The organism is Actinopolymorpha sp. NPDC004070 (genome assembly GCF_040610475.1).
GTDB lineage: Bacteria > Actinomycetota > Actinomycetes > Propionibacteriales > Actinopolymorphaceae > Actinopolymorpha.
The window spans coordinates 106781-125026 of the sequence record NZ_JBEXMJ010000003.1 but is presented as its reverse complement, the minus strand read 5'-3'; the positions used below and the strand labels follow the sequence as shown (position 1 = coordinate 125026).

General features: G+C 72.5%; 18 protein-coding genes. 7 read left to right on the top strand and 11 right to left on the bottom strand.

The annotated features are described in order from the left end of the window. The first annotated feature begins 74 nt into the window (after positions 1-74). Positions 75-350, top strand: a complete 276-nt coding sequence (locus ABZV93_RS07140; protein ID WP_354931782.1) for a DUF5302 domain-containing protein — start codon at positions 75-77, stop codon at positions 348-350. Between the two features lie 55 nt (positions 351-405). Here the strand turns inward: ABZV93_RS07140 and ABZV93_RS07135 are convergent, their stop codons facing one another. The 3 genes from ABZV93_RS07135 to ABZV93_RS07125 all read right to left on the bottom strand — a co-directional run bounded on the left by ABZV93_RS07135 (position 406) and on the right by ABZV93_RS07125 (position 3126). Further along, complete coding sequence (locus ABZV93_RS07135; protein ID WP_354931779.1) at positions 406-816, bottom strand: RidA family protein; 411 nt, start codon at positions 814-816, stop codon at positions 406-408. A gap of 11 nt (positions 817-827) precedes the next feature. Beyond that, positions 828-1550, bottom strand: a complete 723-nt coding sequence (locus ABZV93_RS07130) for a class I SAM-dependent methyltransferase (protein WP_354931776.1) — start codon at positions 1548-1550, stop codon at positions 828-830. A 61-nt stretch (positions 1551-1611) separates the two neighbouring features. Then, positions 1612-3126, bottom strand: a complete 1515-nt coding sequence (locus ABZV93_RS07125) for a hypothetical protein (RefSeq protein ID WP_354931773.1) — start codon at positions 3124-3126, stop codon at positions 1612-1614. A gap of 347 nt (positions 3127-3473) precedes the next feature. Between ABZV93_RS07125 and ABZV93_RS07120 the strand changes: the two genes are divergently transcribed. Further along, positions 3474-4313: a glycosyltransferase gene (locus tag ABZV93_RS07120; protein WP_354932561.1), complete on the top strand. Its 840-nt coding sequence runs from the start codon at positions 3474-3476 to the stop codon at positions 4311-4313. Between the two features lie 24 nt (positions 4314-4337). Here the strand turns inward: ABZV93_RS07120 and ABZV93_RS07115 are convergent, their stop codons facing one another. The 3 genes from ABZV93_RS07115 to ABZV93_RS07105 all read right to left on the bottom strand — a co-directional run bounded on the left by ABZV93_RS07115 (position 4338) and on the right by ABZV93_RS07105 (position 7362). After that, a complete protein-coding gene (locus ABZV93_RS07115) occupies positions 4338-5162 on the bottom strand; it encodes a hypothetical protein (RefSeq protein WP_354931770.1) in 825 nt (274 codons plus the stop codon). 154 nt (positions 5163-5316) lie between these two features. Continuing rightward, on the bottom strand, positions 5317-6066 hold the full coding sequence (locus tag ABZV93_RS07110; protein WP_354931767.1) for a dienelactone hydrolase family protein: 750 nt from the start codon (positions 6064-6066) through the stop codon (positions 5317-5319). 36 nt (positions 6067-6102) lie between these two features. Next, a complete protein-coding gene (locus ABZV93_RS07105) occupies positions 6103-7362 on the bottom strand; it encodes an MFS transporter (RefSeq protein WP_354931764.1) in 1260 nt (419 codons plus the stop codon). A gap of 168 nt (positions 7363-7530) precedes the next feature. Here ABZV93_RS07105 and ABZV93_RS07100 point away from each other — a divergent pair, with 168 nt between their 5' ends. Further along, entirely contained in the window at positions 7531-8139 is a 609-nt protein-coding gene (locus ABZV93_RS07100) for a helix-turn-helix domain-containing protein (RefSeq protein WP_354931761.1), read from the top strand. 50 nt (positions 8140-8189) lie between these two features. Here the strand turns inward: ABZV93_RS07100 and ABZV93_RS07095 are convergent, their stop codons facing one another. Next, positions 8190-9002 carry an AraC family transcriptional regulator gene (locus ABZV93_RS07095; protein WP_354931758.1) on the bottom strand — a complete coding sequence of 271 codons (813 nt, stop codon included), beginning with the start codon at positions 9000-9002 and terminating at the stop codon, positions 8190-8192. Positions 9003-9153: 151 nt separating this feature from the next. Here ABZV93_RS07095 and ABZV93_RS07090 point away from each other — a divergent pair, with 151 nt between their 5' ends. Then, positions 9154-9936: a phytanoyl-CoA dioxygenase family protein gene (locus ABZV93_RS07090; protein WP_354931755.1), complete on the top strand. Its 783-nt coding sequence runs from the start codon at positions 9154-9156 to the stop codon at positions 9934-9936. Between the two features lie 41 nt (positions 9937-9977). Here ABZV93_RS07090 and ABZV93_RS07085 read toward each other — a convergent pair whose 3' ends face one another. Then, on the bottom strand, positions 9978-10928 hold the full coding sequence (locus ABZV93_RS07085; protein WP_354931752.1) for a GNAT family N-acetyltransferase: 951 nt from the start codon (positions 10926-10928) through the stop codon (positions 9978-9980). Positions 10929-11140: 212 nt separating this feature from the next. On the opposite strand from ABZV93_RS07085, the gene ABZV93_RS07080 reads away from it, so the two are divergent. Continuing rightward, positions 11141-13336: a GMC family oxidoreductase gene (locus ABZV93_RS07080; protein ID WP_354931749.1), complete on the top strand. Its 2196-nt coding sequence runs from the start codon at positions 11141-11143 to the stop codon at positions 13334-13336. A gap of 43 nt (positions 13337-13379) precedes the next feature. Here the strand turns inward: ABZV93_RS07080 and ABZV93_RS07075 are convergent, their stop codons facing one another. From ABZV93_RS07075 to ABZV93_RS07065, 3 genes are all read right to left on the bottom strand, one after another. Continuing rightward, the gene (locus tag ABZV93_RS07075) at positions 13380-14297 is read right to left on the bottom strand and encodes a sensor histidine kinase (RefSeq protein ID WP_354931746.1); all 918 of its coding nucleotides are present in this window, start codon (positions 14295-14297) and stop codon (positions 13380-13382) included. Between the two features lie 172 nt (positions 14298-14469). Next, the gene (locus ABZV93_RS07070; protein ID WP_354931743.1) at positions 14470-14706 is read right to left on the bottom strand and encodes a hypothetical protein; all 237 of its coding nucleotides are present in this window, start codon (positions 14704-14706) and stop codon (positions 14470-14472) included. Between the two features lie 152 nt (positions 14707-14858). Beyond that, positions 14859-16640: a protein kinase gene (locus ABZV93_RS07065; RefSeq protein WP_354931740.1), complete on the bottom strand. Its 1782-nt coding sequence runs from the start codon at positions 16638-16640 to the stop codon at positions 14859-14861. 225 nt (positions 16641-16865) lie between these two features. Here ABZV93_RS07065 and ABZV93_RS07060 point away from each other — a divergent pair, with 225 nt between their 5' ends. Together ABZV93_RS07060 and ABZV93_RS07055 are read left to right on the top strand one after the other, a co-directional pair. Next, complete coding sequence (locus ABZV93_RS07060; protein ID WP_354931737.1) at positions 16866-17327, top strand: SRPBCC family protein; 462 nt, start codon at positions 16866-16868, stop codon at positions 17325-17327. 74 nt (positions 17328-17401) lie between these two features. Then, positions 17402-18241: a putative RNA methyltransferase gene (locus ABZV93_RS07055; protein ID WP_354931734.1), complete on the top strand. Its 840-nt coding sequence runs from the start codon at positions 17402-17404 to the stop codon at positions 18239-18241. Positions 18242-18246 lie beyond the last annotated feature (5 nt).

The window sequence follows — 18246 nt, the reverse complement described above, 5'->3', positions numbered from 1 at the left end:
CTGTGGGTCGCCCCCTGACACGCCACGCCCAATCCACTCGCGTCCTCGCGGGCGGGCGTGCGAGGCTTTGCCCCATGGCCAGCAAACAGCGGGGTAAGCCCGAAACCGCGTCCAAGCCGGCGCGAGACGCCGACGAGGTGCCCGGCACCCAGGACGGCGCCGAGGCACCCGAGGCAACCAGCGGCGACGCCGAGGACGACGTACGCCGTAAGTTCCGCGAGAGCCTGGAGCGCAAGCGCCACCAGCACCGGGAGCAGACCGCCGACGGGACCGGCAAGGCGTCGCAGAAGATCCAGGAAGGTCTCGCTCCGCCCACCGGCCGGCGTTCCTTCCGGCGCAAGAGCGGGTGACGTACGGCACCCGCTCGTACGGAAACCAGTCGGACAACAACCAGTCGGACAGCGCTCAGCTGGGCAGCGCGGCAGTCAGGTCGAGTTCGACCCGCTGACCGGCGAAGCCCAGCTGAGCCACCCCGAGCAGGGTGCTCGCCGTGCTGAACGCGGGTGCCAGCTCCGAGGCGTTGAACCACTGCCAGACCGAGCCCAGCTCGTCGGACTGTGAGCTCACGACGTAGATCACCGAACGCACGACGTCCGCCGGGCCGGCTCCGACCGCCGCCAGTGCGGTCATCGCGTTGGCCACGATCTGCTCGACCTGAGGTTTCGGGTCGCCGGGGGCCACCACGGCGCCGGTCCGGTCCAGCGGGCACTGGCCGGCGAGATAGGCCGTCCGGCCCGCCTCCACCACCGTGACGTGGTGGTAGCCCGGGGTCGGGTGCAGGTCTTCGGGGTTGGTTCGGGTGATCAGTCTGGACATGGCCCCGAGTATCACCCGAACTTCGACGCCGGCCGCCGGAGGCGAACCAGCGCGTCGATGGCGTCCCGGGTCTCACCGTCGGCGGTGCGTACCGGACGCCGGACCCGCTCGGCCCGCTCGACCACCCAGTCCGCCACGGATCCACCGGCCACTGACCCACCGACCGCGGACGCACCGGCCTCGGCCTTCGGTGCGGTGTTCTGGCCGGCGTTCAGGTCGGCCACGATGTCGTCGGGCGTGAACAGCACTCGCAGGTCCTGGGGTCCGCCCACGCCGTCGATGGGATTAGTGGTGTCGTGCCCCACCACCAGCAGGACGCCGCCGGGCGCGACGGCGTTCGCCGCGTGCCGCATGGCCCGGCGCCGCTCGTCGGCGACCAGGTGCAGGTAGATCACACACACCAGGGAGTACGCCCCGGCGGGCCCCACCTCGTCCCGTACGTCGGCCACCTTCCAGGTGAGCCGGCCCGCGACGTCCGCGTCCTCGGATCCGGCCAGCCGGCGACCCCGCTCGACCGCGACGCCGGAGAAGTCCACCGCGGTAACGTCCCAGCCACGCCGGGCCAGCCAGATCGCGTTCCGGCCCTCGCCGGCCGCAAGGTCGAGTGCCCGTCCGGGCGGGAGGTCGGCGGCCTCGGCGGCCAGCCACCGGTTGGGCTCGGCGCCCCAGACCAGATCGACCGCGGCGTACCGCTCGTCCCATCCCGTGCTGTCCATACCGCTCGTGCCACCCATCCGGTCATGCTGTCAGCCAGGCGCGGCCGGTGGCGAGTCCGGCCGGTGGCGAGTCCGGGCGTCACCGCCCCGGCGTGCCTCGCACGGTGCGGAGCACTCCGCGGTGGCCCGCGCAGGCGCCCCGGTGTCCGCCGTCCATGCTGATCGCGTTGTCCCGGCACTGGACCAGGTAGCCGGTTCCCGCCCAGAAGTTCGTCGTACAGCGGAAGTACCCACAGACTCCGGGCTCCGGGCTCGCGATCGGCCGGCCGTAACCGCAGAAGTGGTAGCCGTACGGGTTGGCCGGCGCTCCGCAGCGGTCCGCCTGGCCGGACTTCCCGCCCGACCCGGACGAGCCCGATCTCCCCGCCGACCCCGACGAGCCGGTGGACGCGGACCCTGACCTGCCCGCGGAACGTGCCGAGCCGGCCGAGCCGGGTGAATCGGACGAGCCCGGGCCCGCGGGGTCGTGCGTCCGCGCAAGTCCACGTCCGTGGCCCTGCCGGCCGTCCGCTGCCGGGGATGGTTCGCGGGAGGCCGGCGCCGGCGCCGATGGCCGCGGCGTTCCGGCGTCGGTCGGCCGTGAGCGGGACGCCTGAGGGGATCCGTCCGACGGGCGGCCGGCGGCTGGTCCGAGTCCCTGGGCGCCGGAGCCCGAGGTCGCGGAGTCCCCTCCGGGTGGGACCAGGCTTTCGGTGTCGATCTTCGCGCCGCCGACGCTGGCCGTGGCGAGCTCTCCGGCCGCCGTCACCGACGGGCGCGAGAAGGCGGGGAACGCCGGCAACGCCACCGAGGCCAGCGCCAGCGTCAGGGCCACCGCCGCGACGCACTGGGTGACGCGCCGGGCCGCGGAGCCGCCGGGCGGGCCGGCGTACAGCCTGGCCAGCGCGGTCAGGGGCAGGACGAGGGGGTTCGGCGCGTCGGCCGGCCGGGCCGTCGCGGGCGGCAGCGGGCATTCCCGCCGGTGCGCCGCTCGCAGCCGCTCCAGATGCGCGGCGAACTCACCTCGCCGGCCGGCGATCTCGGCCAGCGCCCGGGTGAGGTGGAAGCGGAAGCCCGCGACCGCGTAGGGATCGAGCACCAGCCCGGACGCCGGGCCGTCATGGGTACCGACAGCCGACAGCCAGGTGATGGTGCGGTCGGGGTCGTGGGCGAGCAGGGCGAGGCGGACGAGCGCCCAGTCGCGTCGCCGGGCGCCGCCGAACACCATCCGGCGGTCGGTGATCGCGACCGGTCCGGTGTCCACCGGTCCGAGTTCGGCGGGCACCCGGTCGTCGAACGGTCCGGACAGCTGGGACGGCGTGAAGTCGTGGAAGCGCGGCCGCCGCAGGGTGGGCACGGGGCCCGCGGCACGAACCAGCCTCGCCGACGGCGAATGCCACCAGACCTGTTCGCCCGGCCGCAGGTCCAACCAGGGCACCTGGTCGGGGGCCACCGGACGCGGCGTACGCGCTGTCGTCGCCAGCGAGCGGAGTTCGGCGTCGGCACGCTCCCATACCGAAGTCGCCCGGTCGTACTCGCGGCGGCGGCGGGCGTTCTCCCGGCGCGCCCAACCGGTGCGCCATGCGCTCGGTCCGACACCCGTCGATGTCGCCATAACCTCCCCCGACGCCTTGGACACGAAATGAACCCACAAGCTAACCGTGACAAGCCCGCGCGTGGGTACAGGTTCGGGAAAATTCGGAAACAATCATGTATCATCCGCCGAAACCACCCGTCGTAGAACGACGGTTTGGTCACTGATAGCAGCAATATGCAGTAAGCGGTCCCTGTTTGGTTACGATCCGCTGCAAGGACACATTCGTCGCGGCCGATCGATCTGAGGCCCTTTCGGCGCGGCTACTGGCTCCGTGGGGGTTTTCAGTGCGGACGAGCGGACAGATACAGGCCCCGCTCCGCCCGTCGGCAGTGGGCGGGGTTCGGCTCGGGGCGGTCGTGGTGACCATGGGAAACCGCCCGGCGGAGCTTTCCGCGTTGCTGGCCTCGCTGACCCAGCAGACCAACCCACCGGACCGGGTGGTGGTGGTCGGTCAGGGCACCCGGCTGAAGGCACTGCCTCCCGGTGTCGAAGGCGTCGAACTCCCTGTCAACCTCGGCTTGCCCGCGGGCCGCAACGTCGCGCTGGCCAGGCTGCGTGCGCACGGCGACGTCGACGTCGTGATGTACCTCGACGACGACGGCCTGCTGCCCGACCGGTGGACCGCCCAGAAGGTACGCGACGCGTTCGCCGCCGACGCCGACCTCGGCATCATCAGCTTCCGGATCGCCGACGAACAGGGCGTCACCCAGCGCCGGCACGTCCCGCGCCTGCGCGCCAACGACCCGCTGCGGGCCTCCCGGGTGACGACGTTCCTCGGCGGGGGAAACGCCGTCCGGATGGCCGTCTCGGAGCAGGTGGGCGACTGGCCGGCGGAGTTCTTCTGGGCGCACGAGGAGACCGACGTGGCGTGGCGGGCGCTGGACGCCGGCTGGCGGATCGACTACCGGCCGGACATCCTCCTGCAGCACCCGCGCACGTCGCCTGCCCGGCACCAGCTCTACTACCGGATGAACGCCCGCAACCGGGTCTGGCTGGCGCGCCGCCACCTGCCCGGTCTGCTGGTCCCGATCTACCTCTCGGTGTGGGTGCTGGTGACGGTCGTCCGCAGGCCGCCGTTCGCCGGGCTGCGGGCCTGGGCGGGCGGCTTCGTCGAGGGCTGGCGCCGGCCCTGCGGCGACCGGAGGCCGATCCGCTGGCGCACCGTCTGGCGAATGACTCTGCTGGGACGCCCGCCGATCGTGTGAACCGCGGGCCGGCCGGCTGCCGGTTCAGCCGCCGCCCGCGCGAGGGCCGTCGCCCAACCGTTCTCGAGTCGCGCTCCACTCGCTCCGGCCCTGACCGGCTCGGTCCTGACCGGCTCGGTCCTGGTCGGCTCGGTCCTGGTCGGCCTGGTTGTCGCCACGCCGGCTGACCCCGTGCTCACCGCCGCCGAGATCCGCCTCGTACTCGATCTGCCGGAAGCCCATCACGGTGAAGTACGCCAGGACGAGCGAGGTCAGGGCGACCAGTGCCAGCCCGACCGCGGCCCACCCGACGGCGCCGACGTCGACGTTCTCACCGCCGATCCACCGGAACGTCGCGAGGGCGGCGAGGAACATCCCGGCCGCGCTCAGCCCGAGTGCCCAGGCACCGACCCGCTGGAACAGCTTCGCCAGGTCGGCGCGATGGGCCACACCGAGATCGTTCGGTTCGCTGGCCCGCACGCGGACGGAGGCTCCCACGGCAGCGGTGATCAGCGGGGTGGTGGAGCCGTTCCCGCCCCGGGCCGGCGCCGGCGCGCCCGGTGCGGGTGCTCCTGGCGCCGGTGCTCCCGGCGCACCAGGAGCAGAGCCGGGCGGGTTCTCCCGCACCAGGCTCTCCCACATCCGTCCGCCCGGCTCCACGCCGGCCTTCGTCCGGCCGGTCGGTGCACCATCGGAGGGCCCGTTGCCGGCGGGCGTACCACCGGAAGGCGTACGAAGGTCGGGCGGGGACGACACCGGCAGCTGGGCGGACGCCAGTGACAGCACCGCGCCGAGCCGGGCCCGCAGCCGCTGCGTCGGGTCGGACGAGCTCGAAGCTTCCGCCGCCGGGTCCTGCGGTGGTTCGCTCATCGGGCATCCCTCCCACGGCAGGCGCACCACTGCCTCCCCCCGTTGTAGGTGGGCCCGGCCCGGCCGTAAAGCCCTGAACGCACCGATCGCCGATCCGGCGACCACTTCGCGGCGGGTACGCGACGGGCAGGGCCGGCGGCCGGCCTTGGGGACCTCAGCCGTTGCCGAGAGTGCGCTCGAGAAGGGGAAGCAGCCGGTCCCAGTGGCGCTGGAGCCCGGACGGGTCGAAGGCGGAGGTGTCGGACATGGTGAAACCGTGGATGGTGCCGGGGTAGATCTCGATCGAGTGGTCCACACCCGCGGCGTCCAGCGCCTGGTCGAGCGTCTTGATCTTCTCCGGCGCCATATCACCTTCGGCGAGGCCGAGGTGCACCTGCGCGGTGAGGTGGGGGACGAGGCGGTGCGGGCTGTCCGGCTCGTCGGTGACCAGGCGGCCGGGGTGGAATCCCGCGACGGCGGCGACTTGGTCGGGGTGGGCCGTCGCGGTGCGCATCGCCAGGACGGCGCCCAGGCAGTATCCGACCGCGGCGACCGGTCCGGACGCGACCTCCGGCTGGGTGGTGAGGAAGCTGAGGTAGGCGTCGGCGTCGCTCAGGGCGCGTTCGGTGGTGTGCGCCTCGATCAGCGGCATCAGCTGGGCGAAGACTGCCGCCCGGGTCTCCTCGCCGATGTGCTCGGGAAGCTCGATCGCCGGTGCCGGACCGTGCCGGTAGAAGATGTTGGGGACGAGGACGTAGTAGCCGTGCCCGGCGAGCTCGCGGGCCAGCTCTTCCAGTACGGGCCGCAGGCCGAAGGCGTCCGCGTACAGCAGCACCCCCGGGTGCCGCCCGTCGCCGTCGGGGAAGGCGGCGTACGCGTCGGCCTGGCCGTCTGCGGTCGGAATCTGCAGGGTCTTGGAGGGCAAGCTGGATCTCCTTCTTGTCGATGATCCCTCCGCACACTACGCGTCCGAGCCGATCAGCCGGCCGGCCCTTCGCGGCCGGACGAAACCCGGCCGCGCGGCCAGCAGTCCGCAGCCGAGCTCGGGCACCACCAGTACGAGCAGCAGCCAGATCGGCGCCTCCCAGCCGCCGGTGGCGCTGTTCAGCACGCCGAAGGCCAGCGGACCGAACGCGGCGACGAGGTACCCGCCGGACTGGGCCATACCCGAGAGCCGCGCCGTGACCGTGGCGTCGGACGAACGCAGGTTGAGGAGCGTCAGGGCGATCGGGAACGCGCTGCCCGTGCCGACCCCGAAGATCGCCACCCAGAGCCATCCGGCCTCCGGTGCCAGCAGCAGGCCGACGAGTCCGGCCACCATCAGGGCGGCCACCGCGAGGACGAGCGGCCGCTGGTCGTGCAGGCGGGCGGCGAGCACAGGCACGACGAACCCGAGCGGGATGCCGATGACGATGATGACGGAGTTCATCGTGCCGGCGGTGGCGGGCGCGAACCCGCTGTCCCGCAGGAGCTGCGGCAGCCACGACGTCAGCGTGTAGAACATCAGCGACGTCAGGCCCATGAAGACCGTCACCGACCACGCCAGCGGCGAGCGCAGCAACGTCCCCTCCGGACCATGTTCCGGACGATGCTCCGTCCGGGTCTCCCTCCCGGGCTCGGCGGTGGTGACGCCCGTCCGTCGCGGTGGCCGCCCCGCGAGCGCGAGCGGACCCCATACCAGCGCCGCCAGCACGGACGGGACCGCCCAGAAACCCAGCGCCAGTTGCCGGCCGCCGAGCTGGTCCAGCGGGACGGCCAGCCCCGCCGCCGCGGCGCCGCCGACCGACAACAACATCATCGACAGGCCGGTGAGCAGACCCACCCGGCCGGGAAAGACGCGCTTGACGACAGCCGGCACCAGCACGTTGCCGGTCGCCATCCCGGCGGCGGCCAGGACCGTGCCGGTGAACAACGCCGGGCGGCCGCCGGCTATGCGCAGCAGAAGGCCGCCGGTGATCACCACCAGGGCAAGGGTGATCGCCGTCTCGGTGCCGAGCCGCCGGGCGAGCACGGGGGCGAGCGCGGAGAAGATGCCCAGGCACAACTCCGGCAGCGCGGTGAGCAGGCTGGTCTGGACGCCGGTGAGCCCGAGTTCGTCCCGGAGGTCGCCCAGGACGGGCGGGACGCCGGTGATGGCCGCCCGCAGGTTGAGGGTCAGCAGCACCAGTCCGACGAGGGTCCAGATCGCGGTCAAACGAGGGCTACGAGGAGTGGGGGTCATCTCGCCTTCGTTCGGGGCGTCCGCGTACGAACGCCGCATGAGGGAAGGGGGACATCCGATCCCGGCGCGTCAGCCGCCCGGGATCGGTGAGGTAAACCGATCGGTATACCCGGACACTCTCGCGGCGCACGAGGGACTGTCAACCCACCGGTCGGTATAGTCGAGGGAATGAGAGAGCTCACCCCGGCCGGTCGCCGGATCCTGGACGCGGCGTCCACCCTCTTCTACGACCAGGGCATCCACGCCGTGGGCGTCGACGCGGTGGCACGTGCCGCCGGGGTGACCAAGAAGACGTTGTACGACTGCTTCGGTTCCAAGGACGTCCTCGTCGCCTGCTACCTCCAGGCCCGCGACGAGCGCTGGCGGGAGTGGCTGACGTCCTACGTCGACCAGCACACCGCCGCGGCAGCCGGCACGGGGAGGCGCGCGAGCGCGGACCGGAAGGCCGGCGCCGACCGGGTTCTCGCGACCTTCGACGCACTCGAGCAGTGGGCCCGGCGGGAGAACGTCCGCGGCTGCGCCTTCGTCAACGCCCTCGCCGAACTCCCGGAGGACGCCGGCCATCCCGGGCGCGCGGTCATCCTGGAGCAAAAACGCTGGCTGCTCGGCTACCTCACCGACCTGGTGAAGGACGCGGGCATCCGCCGGCCCGGTTCGGTCGCGGCCGGCCTGCTCGTCCTGCACGAGGGTGCGAGCATCAGCTACGGCACCGGGCTACCCACCCGCGCCGTCGCACAGGCCAGACGACTCGCCGCCCTCGCACTCGAGAACGCCTGACCAACGTCAGGCGCATCGCCGGCTTCGTCGGCAGGGCAGGCCTCAGCCGGTCAGGACCGGCGATAGTCGCTCGGCGGCAGACCGAAGTGCGCGCGGAACCTCCGCGACAGATGGAACTCGTCGGTGTAGCCGAGGGTCCGGGCGATCTCCCTGGTGGTCATGTCGGTGACCCGCAACAGCGTCGCCGCGGTCTGCAGCCGCCGCGCGTTGCGGAACGCCAGCGGCGACTGGCCCACCTCGGCAGCGAACCTGCGCCGGAACGTGTCGTACGGCAGACCCACCTCCGCCGCCACCGAGCGCATGTCGAGGCGGCCGGTCAGGTCGTCGGCGAGCCGGTCGACGGCGGCGGCCACGGCGGGGCTCGGCCCCGCCGCCTCCCCCGAATCCTCCGGCCCGGTCACGTCCAGCAGCCAGTCGGCGAAGGCCACCAACTGGTGCTCTGCCGCCTGCACCGAGCGCGGCGTGGACGCCAGGATGGTCCGCAGCGCGGCCGCGGACGGGGCCGGGCGCGGGTAGCGGGGGCCGTCCTCGGCCAGCACTCCCGCCCGGGCCAGGGCGTCGAACAACGGACCGGTGAAGACGACGAACACCTCCGTCCAGGTCCGCCCACCGAGGGTGCCGTACCAGTGCGGCCGGCCGGGCGGGACCAGCGTGTGCGCGCCCGGCGTGACCGGCTCCTCCCGGCCGTCGGCGTGCCGGTAGCGGCCGGATCCCGCGACCACCACCGACAGCACGTACGCCTCCATCACCCGCAGCGGCGACGGCATCATCGGCTCGTCGTCGACCACCTCACCGGCCAGCACCAGCTGTCCCAGCCTGGTCACCGGCGCGGCGGACACGGCGATCCGGGTGCCCGAGTCCATGCCCGCGACGCTACCCGTGCGCCCGGAGTGGTGACCGGCCCGGGCGCCAGAACGTACATGCCCCGGCCATCGTGACCATTCCGCTCCGGCGGCGTCGAGGCCTAGCGTGCGTACACCGACGCCCGCACCGACGCGCTGGAGGCAGCGACCCATGACCTCGACCGAGGAGACCAGGACCGGCCTGGTCACCCCGCAGATGCGGGAGCAGTACGAGAACGACGGCTACTTCATCCTCGAACGCGCCCTCAGCGACGAACAACTGGAGCTGCTGCGGGGCGGCGCGCAGTACTCGATGGACAAGCTGGACGCGGAGATGGAGAGGGCCGGCACCGACCGGATCGGCATCAACGCCCGTGGCAAGCGCTACTTCAGCCACATGATCTACCGCGACCGTCCGGAGCTGCGGCAGTTCCTGTTCAGCGAGCTGATGCGGGAGATCTGCCGGGCGACGCTGGGCGAGGATGCGTACCTCTTCTGGGAGCAGTACGTCATCAAGGCCGGCGACCCGGACACGTCGTTCGCCTGGCACCAGGACTCCGGCTACGTGCACGAGGACCACGCGCCGTACCTCACCTGCTGGATCGCACTGGACGACGTGACCGAGGAGAACGGCTCGGTCTACCTCCGGCCGTACTCACGCTCCGGCATCCGTTCCTACGTCAAGCACATTCCGGACCCACGGGTGAACGATCTGGTCTGCTACTTCGGCGACGACCCGGGCATGCCGGTGACGGTTCCGGCCGGGTCGATCGCGGTGTTCTCCAGCGTGGTGATGCACCGCAGCGGACCGAACCTCACCGACAAGCTGCGCCGGGTCTATCTCGCGCAGTACTCCAAGGAGGTCATCAAGACCAAGGACGGGACCAAGCCGTGGGGTGAGTTCGAGCAGTTCCTCGCGGGCGGGGAGGTCGTCGGCCGGATCGACGTCGACTGAGGACGGCCGGCCAAGGTCGCCAGGTCGGCCCAGACCGGGGGTCAGGTCAGCTCGGCCCGGAGCACGCCGAACCGCCGGGTGACGGCGAATCCCGTGCTCCGGTAGAGCTGTCCGGCCGGGGACCGCTCGCCGGTCCACAGGAACCACGCGCTGTGGGCGCCCTGCGCACGCATGCGTTCCAGGGTGAGGTGCAGCAGAATCCGGCCGAGTCCGGTGCCCCGGCGGTCCGGGCGTACGCCGAACGGCCCGAAGCGTTCCAGGACGTTCTCGTACGCCGCGTGCATCGCCCACCCGGCGAGCGTCCCGTCGGGCTCCCACGCGCCGACGATCCGGTCCAGTGGAAGCCCGGCGACGACGGCAGTGCGGATCGCGCGGGCCCAGTCGGGGTTGAACTCCTCACCGGCCAGCCGGACCAGCTCGACAAGCTCGTCCCCGGTCGGCGTACCGAACCGGTGACCTCGCGCCGTCAGGTCCTCCACGCGGGCCCGGATCCCCTCCGGCATCCGGTAGCCCACCAGCGAGCGGTCCATCGCCGCGGCCTCGGACCGCCGCTGGAAACCGAGGCCCCGCAGCAGCGCGTCCGCCTCCGGGTAGGCCTCGGCGTCCAGCCCGGGCAGCACGTAGTTGGGTGTGTACGACGCGAAGTACACCTCGCGGGTGCCCTGGTTCCGTAACCAGTCCAGCGCGCTGCGCACCACCGCGCGGCCGATGCCCGCACCCCGCGCGGCCGGGGTCACGAAGAAGAACGGCAGCCAGCCGGTACCCGGCTCCAGGTCGCCGGCCACCATCGCCACCCGCCGCCGCACCGCGTAGGCCGTACCCACCAAGCGGTCGCCGTCCACCGCGATCCGCAGGCCGTCCGGCTCGAAGTTGGCGTCCAGCAGCACCAGGTCGCGAAATCGCGGGTAGGTGAGGGGGTCGAGCGGCATGGCGAGCCGCCAGGCCTCCACCAGCGCCGGCCCGTCACCCGGCCGGAATCCTCGGATCTGCACGAGGCCAGCCTTCCCGTCCGGCAAACCCGCGGCCAACCCCCCGCCCGAGCACCTGCCGGAACCGGTCGTCCGGCACGCCGGCCGAGGCCGTCACCCCGACCCATCCCCCGTGTCAGTAGGAATAGGGTCGTTCGCGGGCGGACCTCGGGTGCGCCTGCGAAGGGTCGCGAGGAAGGGGCCCCCGGAAACCGAGCCTGCCGTGGAGGTCGACCATGCCCGCCGACGACGCCACCCTCACCGAACTCCTGGCTAGGCCCGGCCTGCGCGCGGCCGTCGACCGGCTCGTTCCGGCCGACGACTTCCCTTCCGGGTGGGACGCCGGCGTCGGCGACTTCCTGGCCCGGATCCTCACGACCGAACTCCCCCATGCCGTCGATCTGCTCACCGCCGGGCTGGGCCTGCTCGACGCCGAGGCGGACGCGAAGGCAGGAGCCACGGGTGGAGACGTCGAAGGCGCGACGGGGTTCGCAGCGTTGTCCGAGGCCGCCCAGGACGAAGTGCTGGACGCGCTGCGCGCCGGCCGGACCACGGTGCAACCGAACGGCGTCGACCCGACGGAGTTCTTCCGCTTGCTGGAATCCCTTACTGTGCAGGGCTTCTACGCCGACCCGGACAACGGCGGCAACCGCGACAGCGTGTCCTGGCGGATGGTCGGCTACCGCGCGGCGCCGCAGGACGCCCACTGGCCGGCACCCGAGGCGCTCACCGTCAACCTCCCGTTGACATCGTTCGGAGACATCGGTCCGCACTACGACGCCATCGTCGTCGGTGCCGGCGCCGGTGGTGGCACGGCGGCCTGCGTCCTCGCCGAGGCCGGTTACCGCGTGCTCGCCGTCGAGCGTGGTGACTTCCTCCGCACCGAGGACCTGCGGGGGGACCACCTGCGCAGCCACCGCGCCCTGTTCGGCTACGCGCAGAGTGCCGGCCCGGTGGCGTCGGGTCACCCGCGGGTGTGGGCTCCCGACGGCGGCGAGGAGGCGGTCGTCGGGCCGACCGACGGGCGCTGGAGCAACAACGCGATGACGGTGGGGGGCGGCACCCGGGTCTACGGCGCGCAGGCCTGGCGGTTCGTGCCGGAGGACTTCACGATGGCGTCCGTCTACGGCGTGCCCGAAGGCAGTTCGCTGGCCGACTGGCCGTTGTCGTACGCCGATCTGGAGCCCTACTACGACCGCGCCGAGTGGGAGCTCGGGGTGGCCGGCGACCCGGCCGGGTTCACCGGCGCCGGGCCCCGCCGGCGAGGACTGCCCATGGCGCCGTTGCCGGGCACCCTGTCCGGCGCCAGGCTCGCCGCCGGTGCCCGTGAGCTCGGCTGGTCGACCGGTCGCGTGCCGCTGCTGATCAACTCCACGCCCTACGGCGGCCGGCCGGCCTGCGTACGCTGCGGCCAGTGCGTCGGCTTCGGTTGCCCCGCCGAGGCGAAGAACGGCAGCCACAACACCGTTCTGCCCCGCGCCCTGGCCACCGGGCGCTGCGACCTCGTCACCGGCACCTTCGCCGAACGCGTGGTCACCGACGACCACGGCCGGGTGACCGGCGTCGCGCTGGCCACCCTCGCCGGTGGCACCGGGCCGGCCGACGGACAGGTACGCCGCCGCACGGTCACCGCCGACCAGGTGATCCTGGCCGCCGGGGCGATCGAGACCGCGCGCCTGCTGCTCAACAGCGCGTCCGCCACCGACCCGGCCGGACTCGGCAACCGGCACGACCAGGTGGGCCGCAACCTGCAGGGACACGTGTACGCGGGGGCGCTCGGCATCTTCGACGACGTGGTGCAGAACAGCGCAGGGCCCGGCCCGACGATCGCCACGCACGACTTCCGCCACCACAACGACGGTCTGGTGGGCGGCGGGATGTTGGCCAACGACTTCGTGCCGATGCCGCTCGCGACGTACAACCTGCTCACCGGTGCCGGTGTCATCCCGCGGTCGGGCGCCGCGAGCAAGCGCGGCATGCGCGATCTCTACCAGCGCACCACGATGGTGATGGGCCCGCTGCAGGAGACGCCGAACCCGCGCTCGCGGGTCACGGTCGATCCGCGGGTACGCGACGTGTTCGGGATGCCGGTGGCCCGGCTGTCCGGCGGGGTGCTCGACGTCGACAGGCCGACGGCGGCGATGTTGCAGCGGCGGGCTACCGAGTGGCTTTCGGCCGGCGGCGCGACGCGGACGATCCCGAGCGGTGGGGTGGGCCGGGGCCCGAGCGGTGGCCAGCACCAGGCCGGCACCTGCCGGATGGGCACCGACCCGGCGACCTCGGTGACCGATTCGGAGGGCCGGGTCTGGGGGCACGACAACCTCCGCCTGGCCGACGGTTCCCTCCACGTCACCAACGGCGGTGTCAACCCGGTCCTGACGATCTTCGCGATGGCGTTCCGGGTGGCCGATCTGCTGGCGAAACAGGGCTGACCCTGCGGCGCCCGGGCGCACGAACGGCAGGTGGGCGGAGCGGTCAGTCGTCCGCGACGTTCATGTGCATCCGTACGGTCGTGCCGGAGGCGGTGGCGATCTGCACCAGGTCGCAGAGGTCGTTGACCAGCAGCAGCCCGCGGCCGCCCTGCGCCCGCGGCGACCCGGGTGCCGGGTGCCGGCCGATCAGTGGGTCGCTCACCCGGCCCTGGTCGCTCACCTCGCACACCAGGCGACCCGTCTCCCGCCACACCCGCAGGACGCCGGGCCCGCCTGCGTGCACCAGCGTGTTGGTGGCGACCTCGTTGACGGCGAGGACGAGATCGTCGCGGCGGGAACTGCCGAGGCCGGCCAGAACCGCGTGTGCGTACACGAGTTTGCGCACCTGTGCCAGCCCGTGCGCACCGAACGTCAACCGCTCCGGAACACCCTCCGGCTCGGGCAGGTCACTCAGGATCGACATCGCCAGGTCGACGGGATCGCGGTAGGAGAGGCTCGTCCAGGTGTCCTCGCGGGTCACCACCGTGGGATGCGTACGGGCCGCATCCTGCAGGACGTGCGGGGCGAGCGTGCTCACCTCGTACGGGCAGATCACGGTCAGCTCGCGACCGGCGAACGCCAGGTTGGTCAGCGCCTCGGTCGCGACCACCGCGGCGTAGTCGGCGTCCGGACGTTCGGGCCACATCGGCTCACCGACGACCAGCACCCGTCGATGGGGGTAGTCGTCGGCGAACCGGCTCAGCACGCCGGCAATCAGCCGGGTGGGGTTGCGCCCCTCGCGGGCCATGTCCAGCCAGCGCACCCGGGCGGCGTCACTGCCCAGCGCCCCTCTGAGGAGTTCCATTCGGGACCGGCGTACGACCACCGCGACCGGCTCGTCGTCGGCGAACGCGTCGGTGAACCGGGGCAGCAGGGCCGCACTCAGGCAGGGCGGATCGCGATAGAAGAGCGCCTCGTGCATAAATGGCTCCGCTCGCGACGTGTGCTCCACCGCGGCCGACCATGCCCGTACGCCGCCCATCTGCTCAGTATGCGACCTTGGGCAGCCCCCACCAAATGCCGCTTGACAGCCTTTGGGTGCACCGATCCCGTTATGGACAAGGGTAATTCGGGCGGCGGCTGCGCTCGGCCCCCTAAGCCTCGCCGAGCCTGCGGAGCAGGTCCTCGCGGCGCTTCTCCAGCGTGGCGATGACCGCCTGCTGCTCCTCCTCGGCGGTGAGTTCGGCGGCCACGTCGCCGGCGTCGTTGGGTGGGTCGAACCGGTAACGGCCCAGCGCACGTGCTTCGTCCAGTTCTCTGCGCAGTCGCGCGAGGTCGTCCTCGATCTGCTGCAGTTCCTGGCGGGGGTCGGAGTCCGGCGTCGTCGTCATCTGGGTCCTCCTGGTTCGGGGGCGGGTTCGGGTGCGTTCGCAAGATGCTTGGCGTCGCGTACGGTCCTCAAACCTATGCCGCCCGGGCTGGGCCTGCGTGCCACACGTCCTGCGCCTCCGGCCGGGGCGGGGACAGGCAGGCTCGGGGTGCGCTAGCCGATCACCGAGGACGCGTCGATCAGCCACCGGCCGTTGCGCTGCACCATGGTGAAGCTGCGTCGCTCGCGGTCGACCCCACCGCTCTTGCGGGTGTAGGTGATCCGGGCCCGGACGACGTTGCCGCTGGTGGTGACGTCGCTGGTGCGCACGTCGCTGAACTGCCTCCAGAACTTCCGGTAGCCGCTGTATCCCCCGGCCCTGCGCTGGTAGCGCGGCGTCAGCTGGGACCAGGCCCCGTCGATGTTCTCCGGGAGCGTGGAGTAGTAACCGGCGACCGTATCTCCGGGGGACCGGCCCGGCTCCTTCTTGGTGGGGGTCGGGCGGGGCGACTTCCGCGTCGGCGTCGGCGTCGGGCTCGGCGACTTCGGCGTGGGTCTCGGCGACTTCGGGGTAGGGCTCGGGGACTTCGTGGTCGGCGTCGGGCTCGGCGACTTCGACGTCGGGGTCGGTGTGTGGCGCGGGGTCGCCTTGTCGGTGGTGGCGCCCGCGACCGGGCCGCCGCCCGGCTCGTCGCGGCGGTCCAGGAGGTACGCCACCCCCACCCCGGCGATCAGGACCACGGCGATCACCGCGGCCACGATCGCACCGAACCGGCGCCGGCGACTCTCACCACCCGCGTCACCCGGGCCGGGCTCGGAGGACTCGGAGGTCTCCGGCGGGTACGGCGTCGACGGCGTGCGAGGGGAGAAGCCGCCTCGCCCGGCGCCGGATGCACCGGACACCGCGGACGCGGCCCCTGCGGCCTGTCCGGCATCGGCCGCGGGGCGCCGCGTCTCGTCACGGGAGTAGGAGGAAGCGTCATCGGCGTAGGCGCCGCGCCCGGACTCGGCGTCGTCACCGGAGGCGGCCGCCCCGGACGTGCTGGGAGCGTCGACGCCGGGGATCGCCGCCACCGGCGTGTTGAACCGCCGGGTGGTGTCGGCGTCCTCGTCCCGCTCCGGCGGGCCGGACAGCCGGGCGGCGACGGCCGCCAGCTCGCGGGCCACCGCACCGGCCGGTGGGCGCTGCCGTGGGTCGGCACGCAGGACGCGCTGCAGCACGTCGGCCAGCGGGCGCGGCGCCCGGCGCGGCGGCGCCACCTGCGCCGAGGCGACCTGGTGCAGCAACGCGATGGGGTTCTCGCTGCGACCGAAGGGCGGGCCGCCCTCGACCGCGGCGTACAGCGTGGAACCGAGTGAGAAGACGTCGGAGGCGAACGTGGCGTCCTCGCCCTTGGCCACCTCCGGGGCGAGGTAGGCGGGGGTGCCGGAGATGAGCCCGGTCGCGGTCACGGTCACGTCGCCGACGGCGCGGGCGATTCCGAAGTCGGCGATCTTCACCACGCCGTTCTCGCCGAGCAGGACGTTGCCAGGCTTGATGTCGCGGTGTACGACGCCCGCCGCGTGCGCGGAGGCCAGTGCGCTCGCCGCCTGCCGGCCGATGCTCGCCACCTCGCCTGCCGGGAGCGAACCACGCTCCTCCAGCACCTCCGACAGGCTCCTGGAGGGCAGGTACTCCATCACCAGGCAGGGATGTCCGTCGTCCTCGACGACGTCGTAGGTCGCGATGACGTGGGGGTGCTGGATGCGGGCCGCGATGCGGCTCTCCCGCATCGCCCGAAGCTTTGCCTCCTCGGCCTGGGTGCCGCTGAGGTAGGCAGGCAACAGGAGTCGCTTGACCGCGACCGGCCGGTGCAGTCGCTCGTCGACGCCCCGCCAGACGACACCCATGCCGCCGCTGCCGATCTGCTCCAGTAGGCGGTAACGGCCAGCGATCAGCCGGTCGTTCTCGCTCATGCCGTGCTCCCCTTCATCGGCTCCATGGCGACGTTGCGACGGCCTGTCGGCCCGCGTTGGCCCGAACCTGATCCGCTGCACGCACCCTAGCCGTGCGCGCCGACGCCCGTAGCCGCGAGGCCGTGCGGGTTTGCCCGGCCGGTCCTGGGGCAGGCCCTTTGAGGTAGCTCGAATAGCACTGAACGTAGGTAACGAGCACTGAACGTAGGTAACGAGGAGGCTGACATGGCCAGCGAAGAATCGATCGTGGTCGACGTTCCGATCCGGACCGCCTACAACCAGTGGACGCAGTTCGAGGACTTCCCCCGGTTCATGTCCGGCGTGGAGAAGATCACCCAGCTCGACGACGTCCACAACCACTGGGTCACCAACATCGGCGGTGTCCGCCGGGAGTTCGACACCCGCATCACCGAGCAGATCCCGGACGAGCGGGTGGCGTGGACCACCGAGAAGGGTTCGCCCACCCAGTCGGGTGTGGTGACGTTCCACCGGCTGGACGAGAACCGCACCAAGGTGATGGTCCAGATCGACATCGAGCCCGACAGCCTGGTGGAGAAGGCCGGGGAGAAGCTCGGACTCGTGGAGCGCCAGGTCAGGGCCGACCTGGCAAAGTACAAGGAATGGATCGAGTCCCGGGGCACCGAGACCGGCGGCTGGCGGGGCGGAGTCGACCGGCCGACCCCCTGAGCGAGCCCGGGAATCAGCACGGCCCGGCGCGTGAGTCACCGCCGCCGGCCGTCGTCGACGCACTGCGTTGCCCGGTGTGCGGGAGTCCACTGACCCGCGCACCGGGCGTTCTGCGCTGCGCGGAGCGGCACAGCTTCGACGTCGCCCGCCAGGGGTACGTCAACCTGCTGAGCGCGCGGTCCCGGCCCCCGCTGGCGGACTCCGGCGACATGGCCACCGCCCGGGCGGAGTTCCTCGCCGCGGGCCACTACGCACCGCTGGCGCAGCGCCTGGCCGACCGCGTGGCGGAGCTTTCGCCTGCTGAGACGCCGGGCGCACCCGGCGGTCTGGTGGTCGACGCCGGCGCCGGGACCGGTTACTACCTCGGTGCCGTGCTCGACCGGCTACCGGACGCCGCCGGTCTCGCCATGGACGCGTCCGTCGCCGGGCTGCGCCGCGCCGCCCGCTCCCACGAGCGAGTGGGCGCGGTCGGCTGGGACATCTGGCAGCCCTGGCCGCTGGCCGCGGGGTCGGCCTCGGCGGTGCTGAACGTGTTCGCACCGCGCAACCCCGCGGAGTTCGCGCGGGTGCTGCGTCCCGGCGGGGTGCTCGCGGTGGTGACGCCCACGGCCGGGCACCTGGCCGAGCTCCGCGCGCTGGTGGCGATGCTGGAGGTGCACGAAGGCAAGCTGGACCAGCTCGACGCGTCGCTGGCCGGGGAGTTCGAACCCGCCGTACGTGAGACCTGCACCGTCGAGCTGACCCTCTCCCCCGCCGACGTACGCCGCGTCCTCGCGATGGGGCCGAACGCACACCACCTCGACCGCGGCGACCAGCGCGCCCGGATCGCCGAGCTGAGCGCACGGGGCGAGCCGGTGACCGCCACCGCGTCGTTCGTGCTGTCGTTCTTCCGACGCGGTGGCGAAGCCGGATAGCCCCC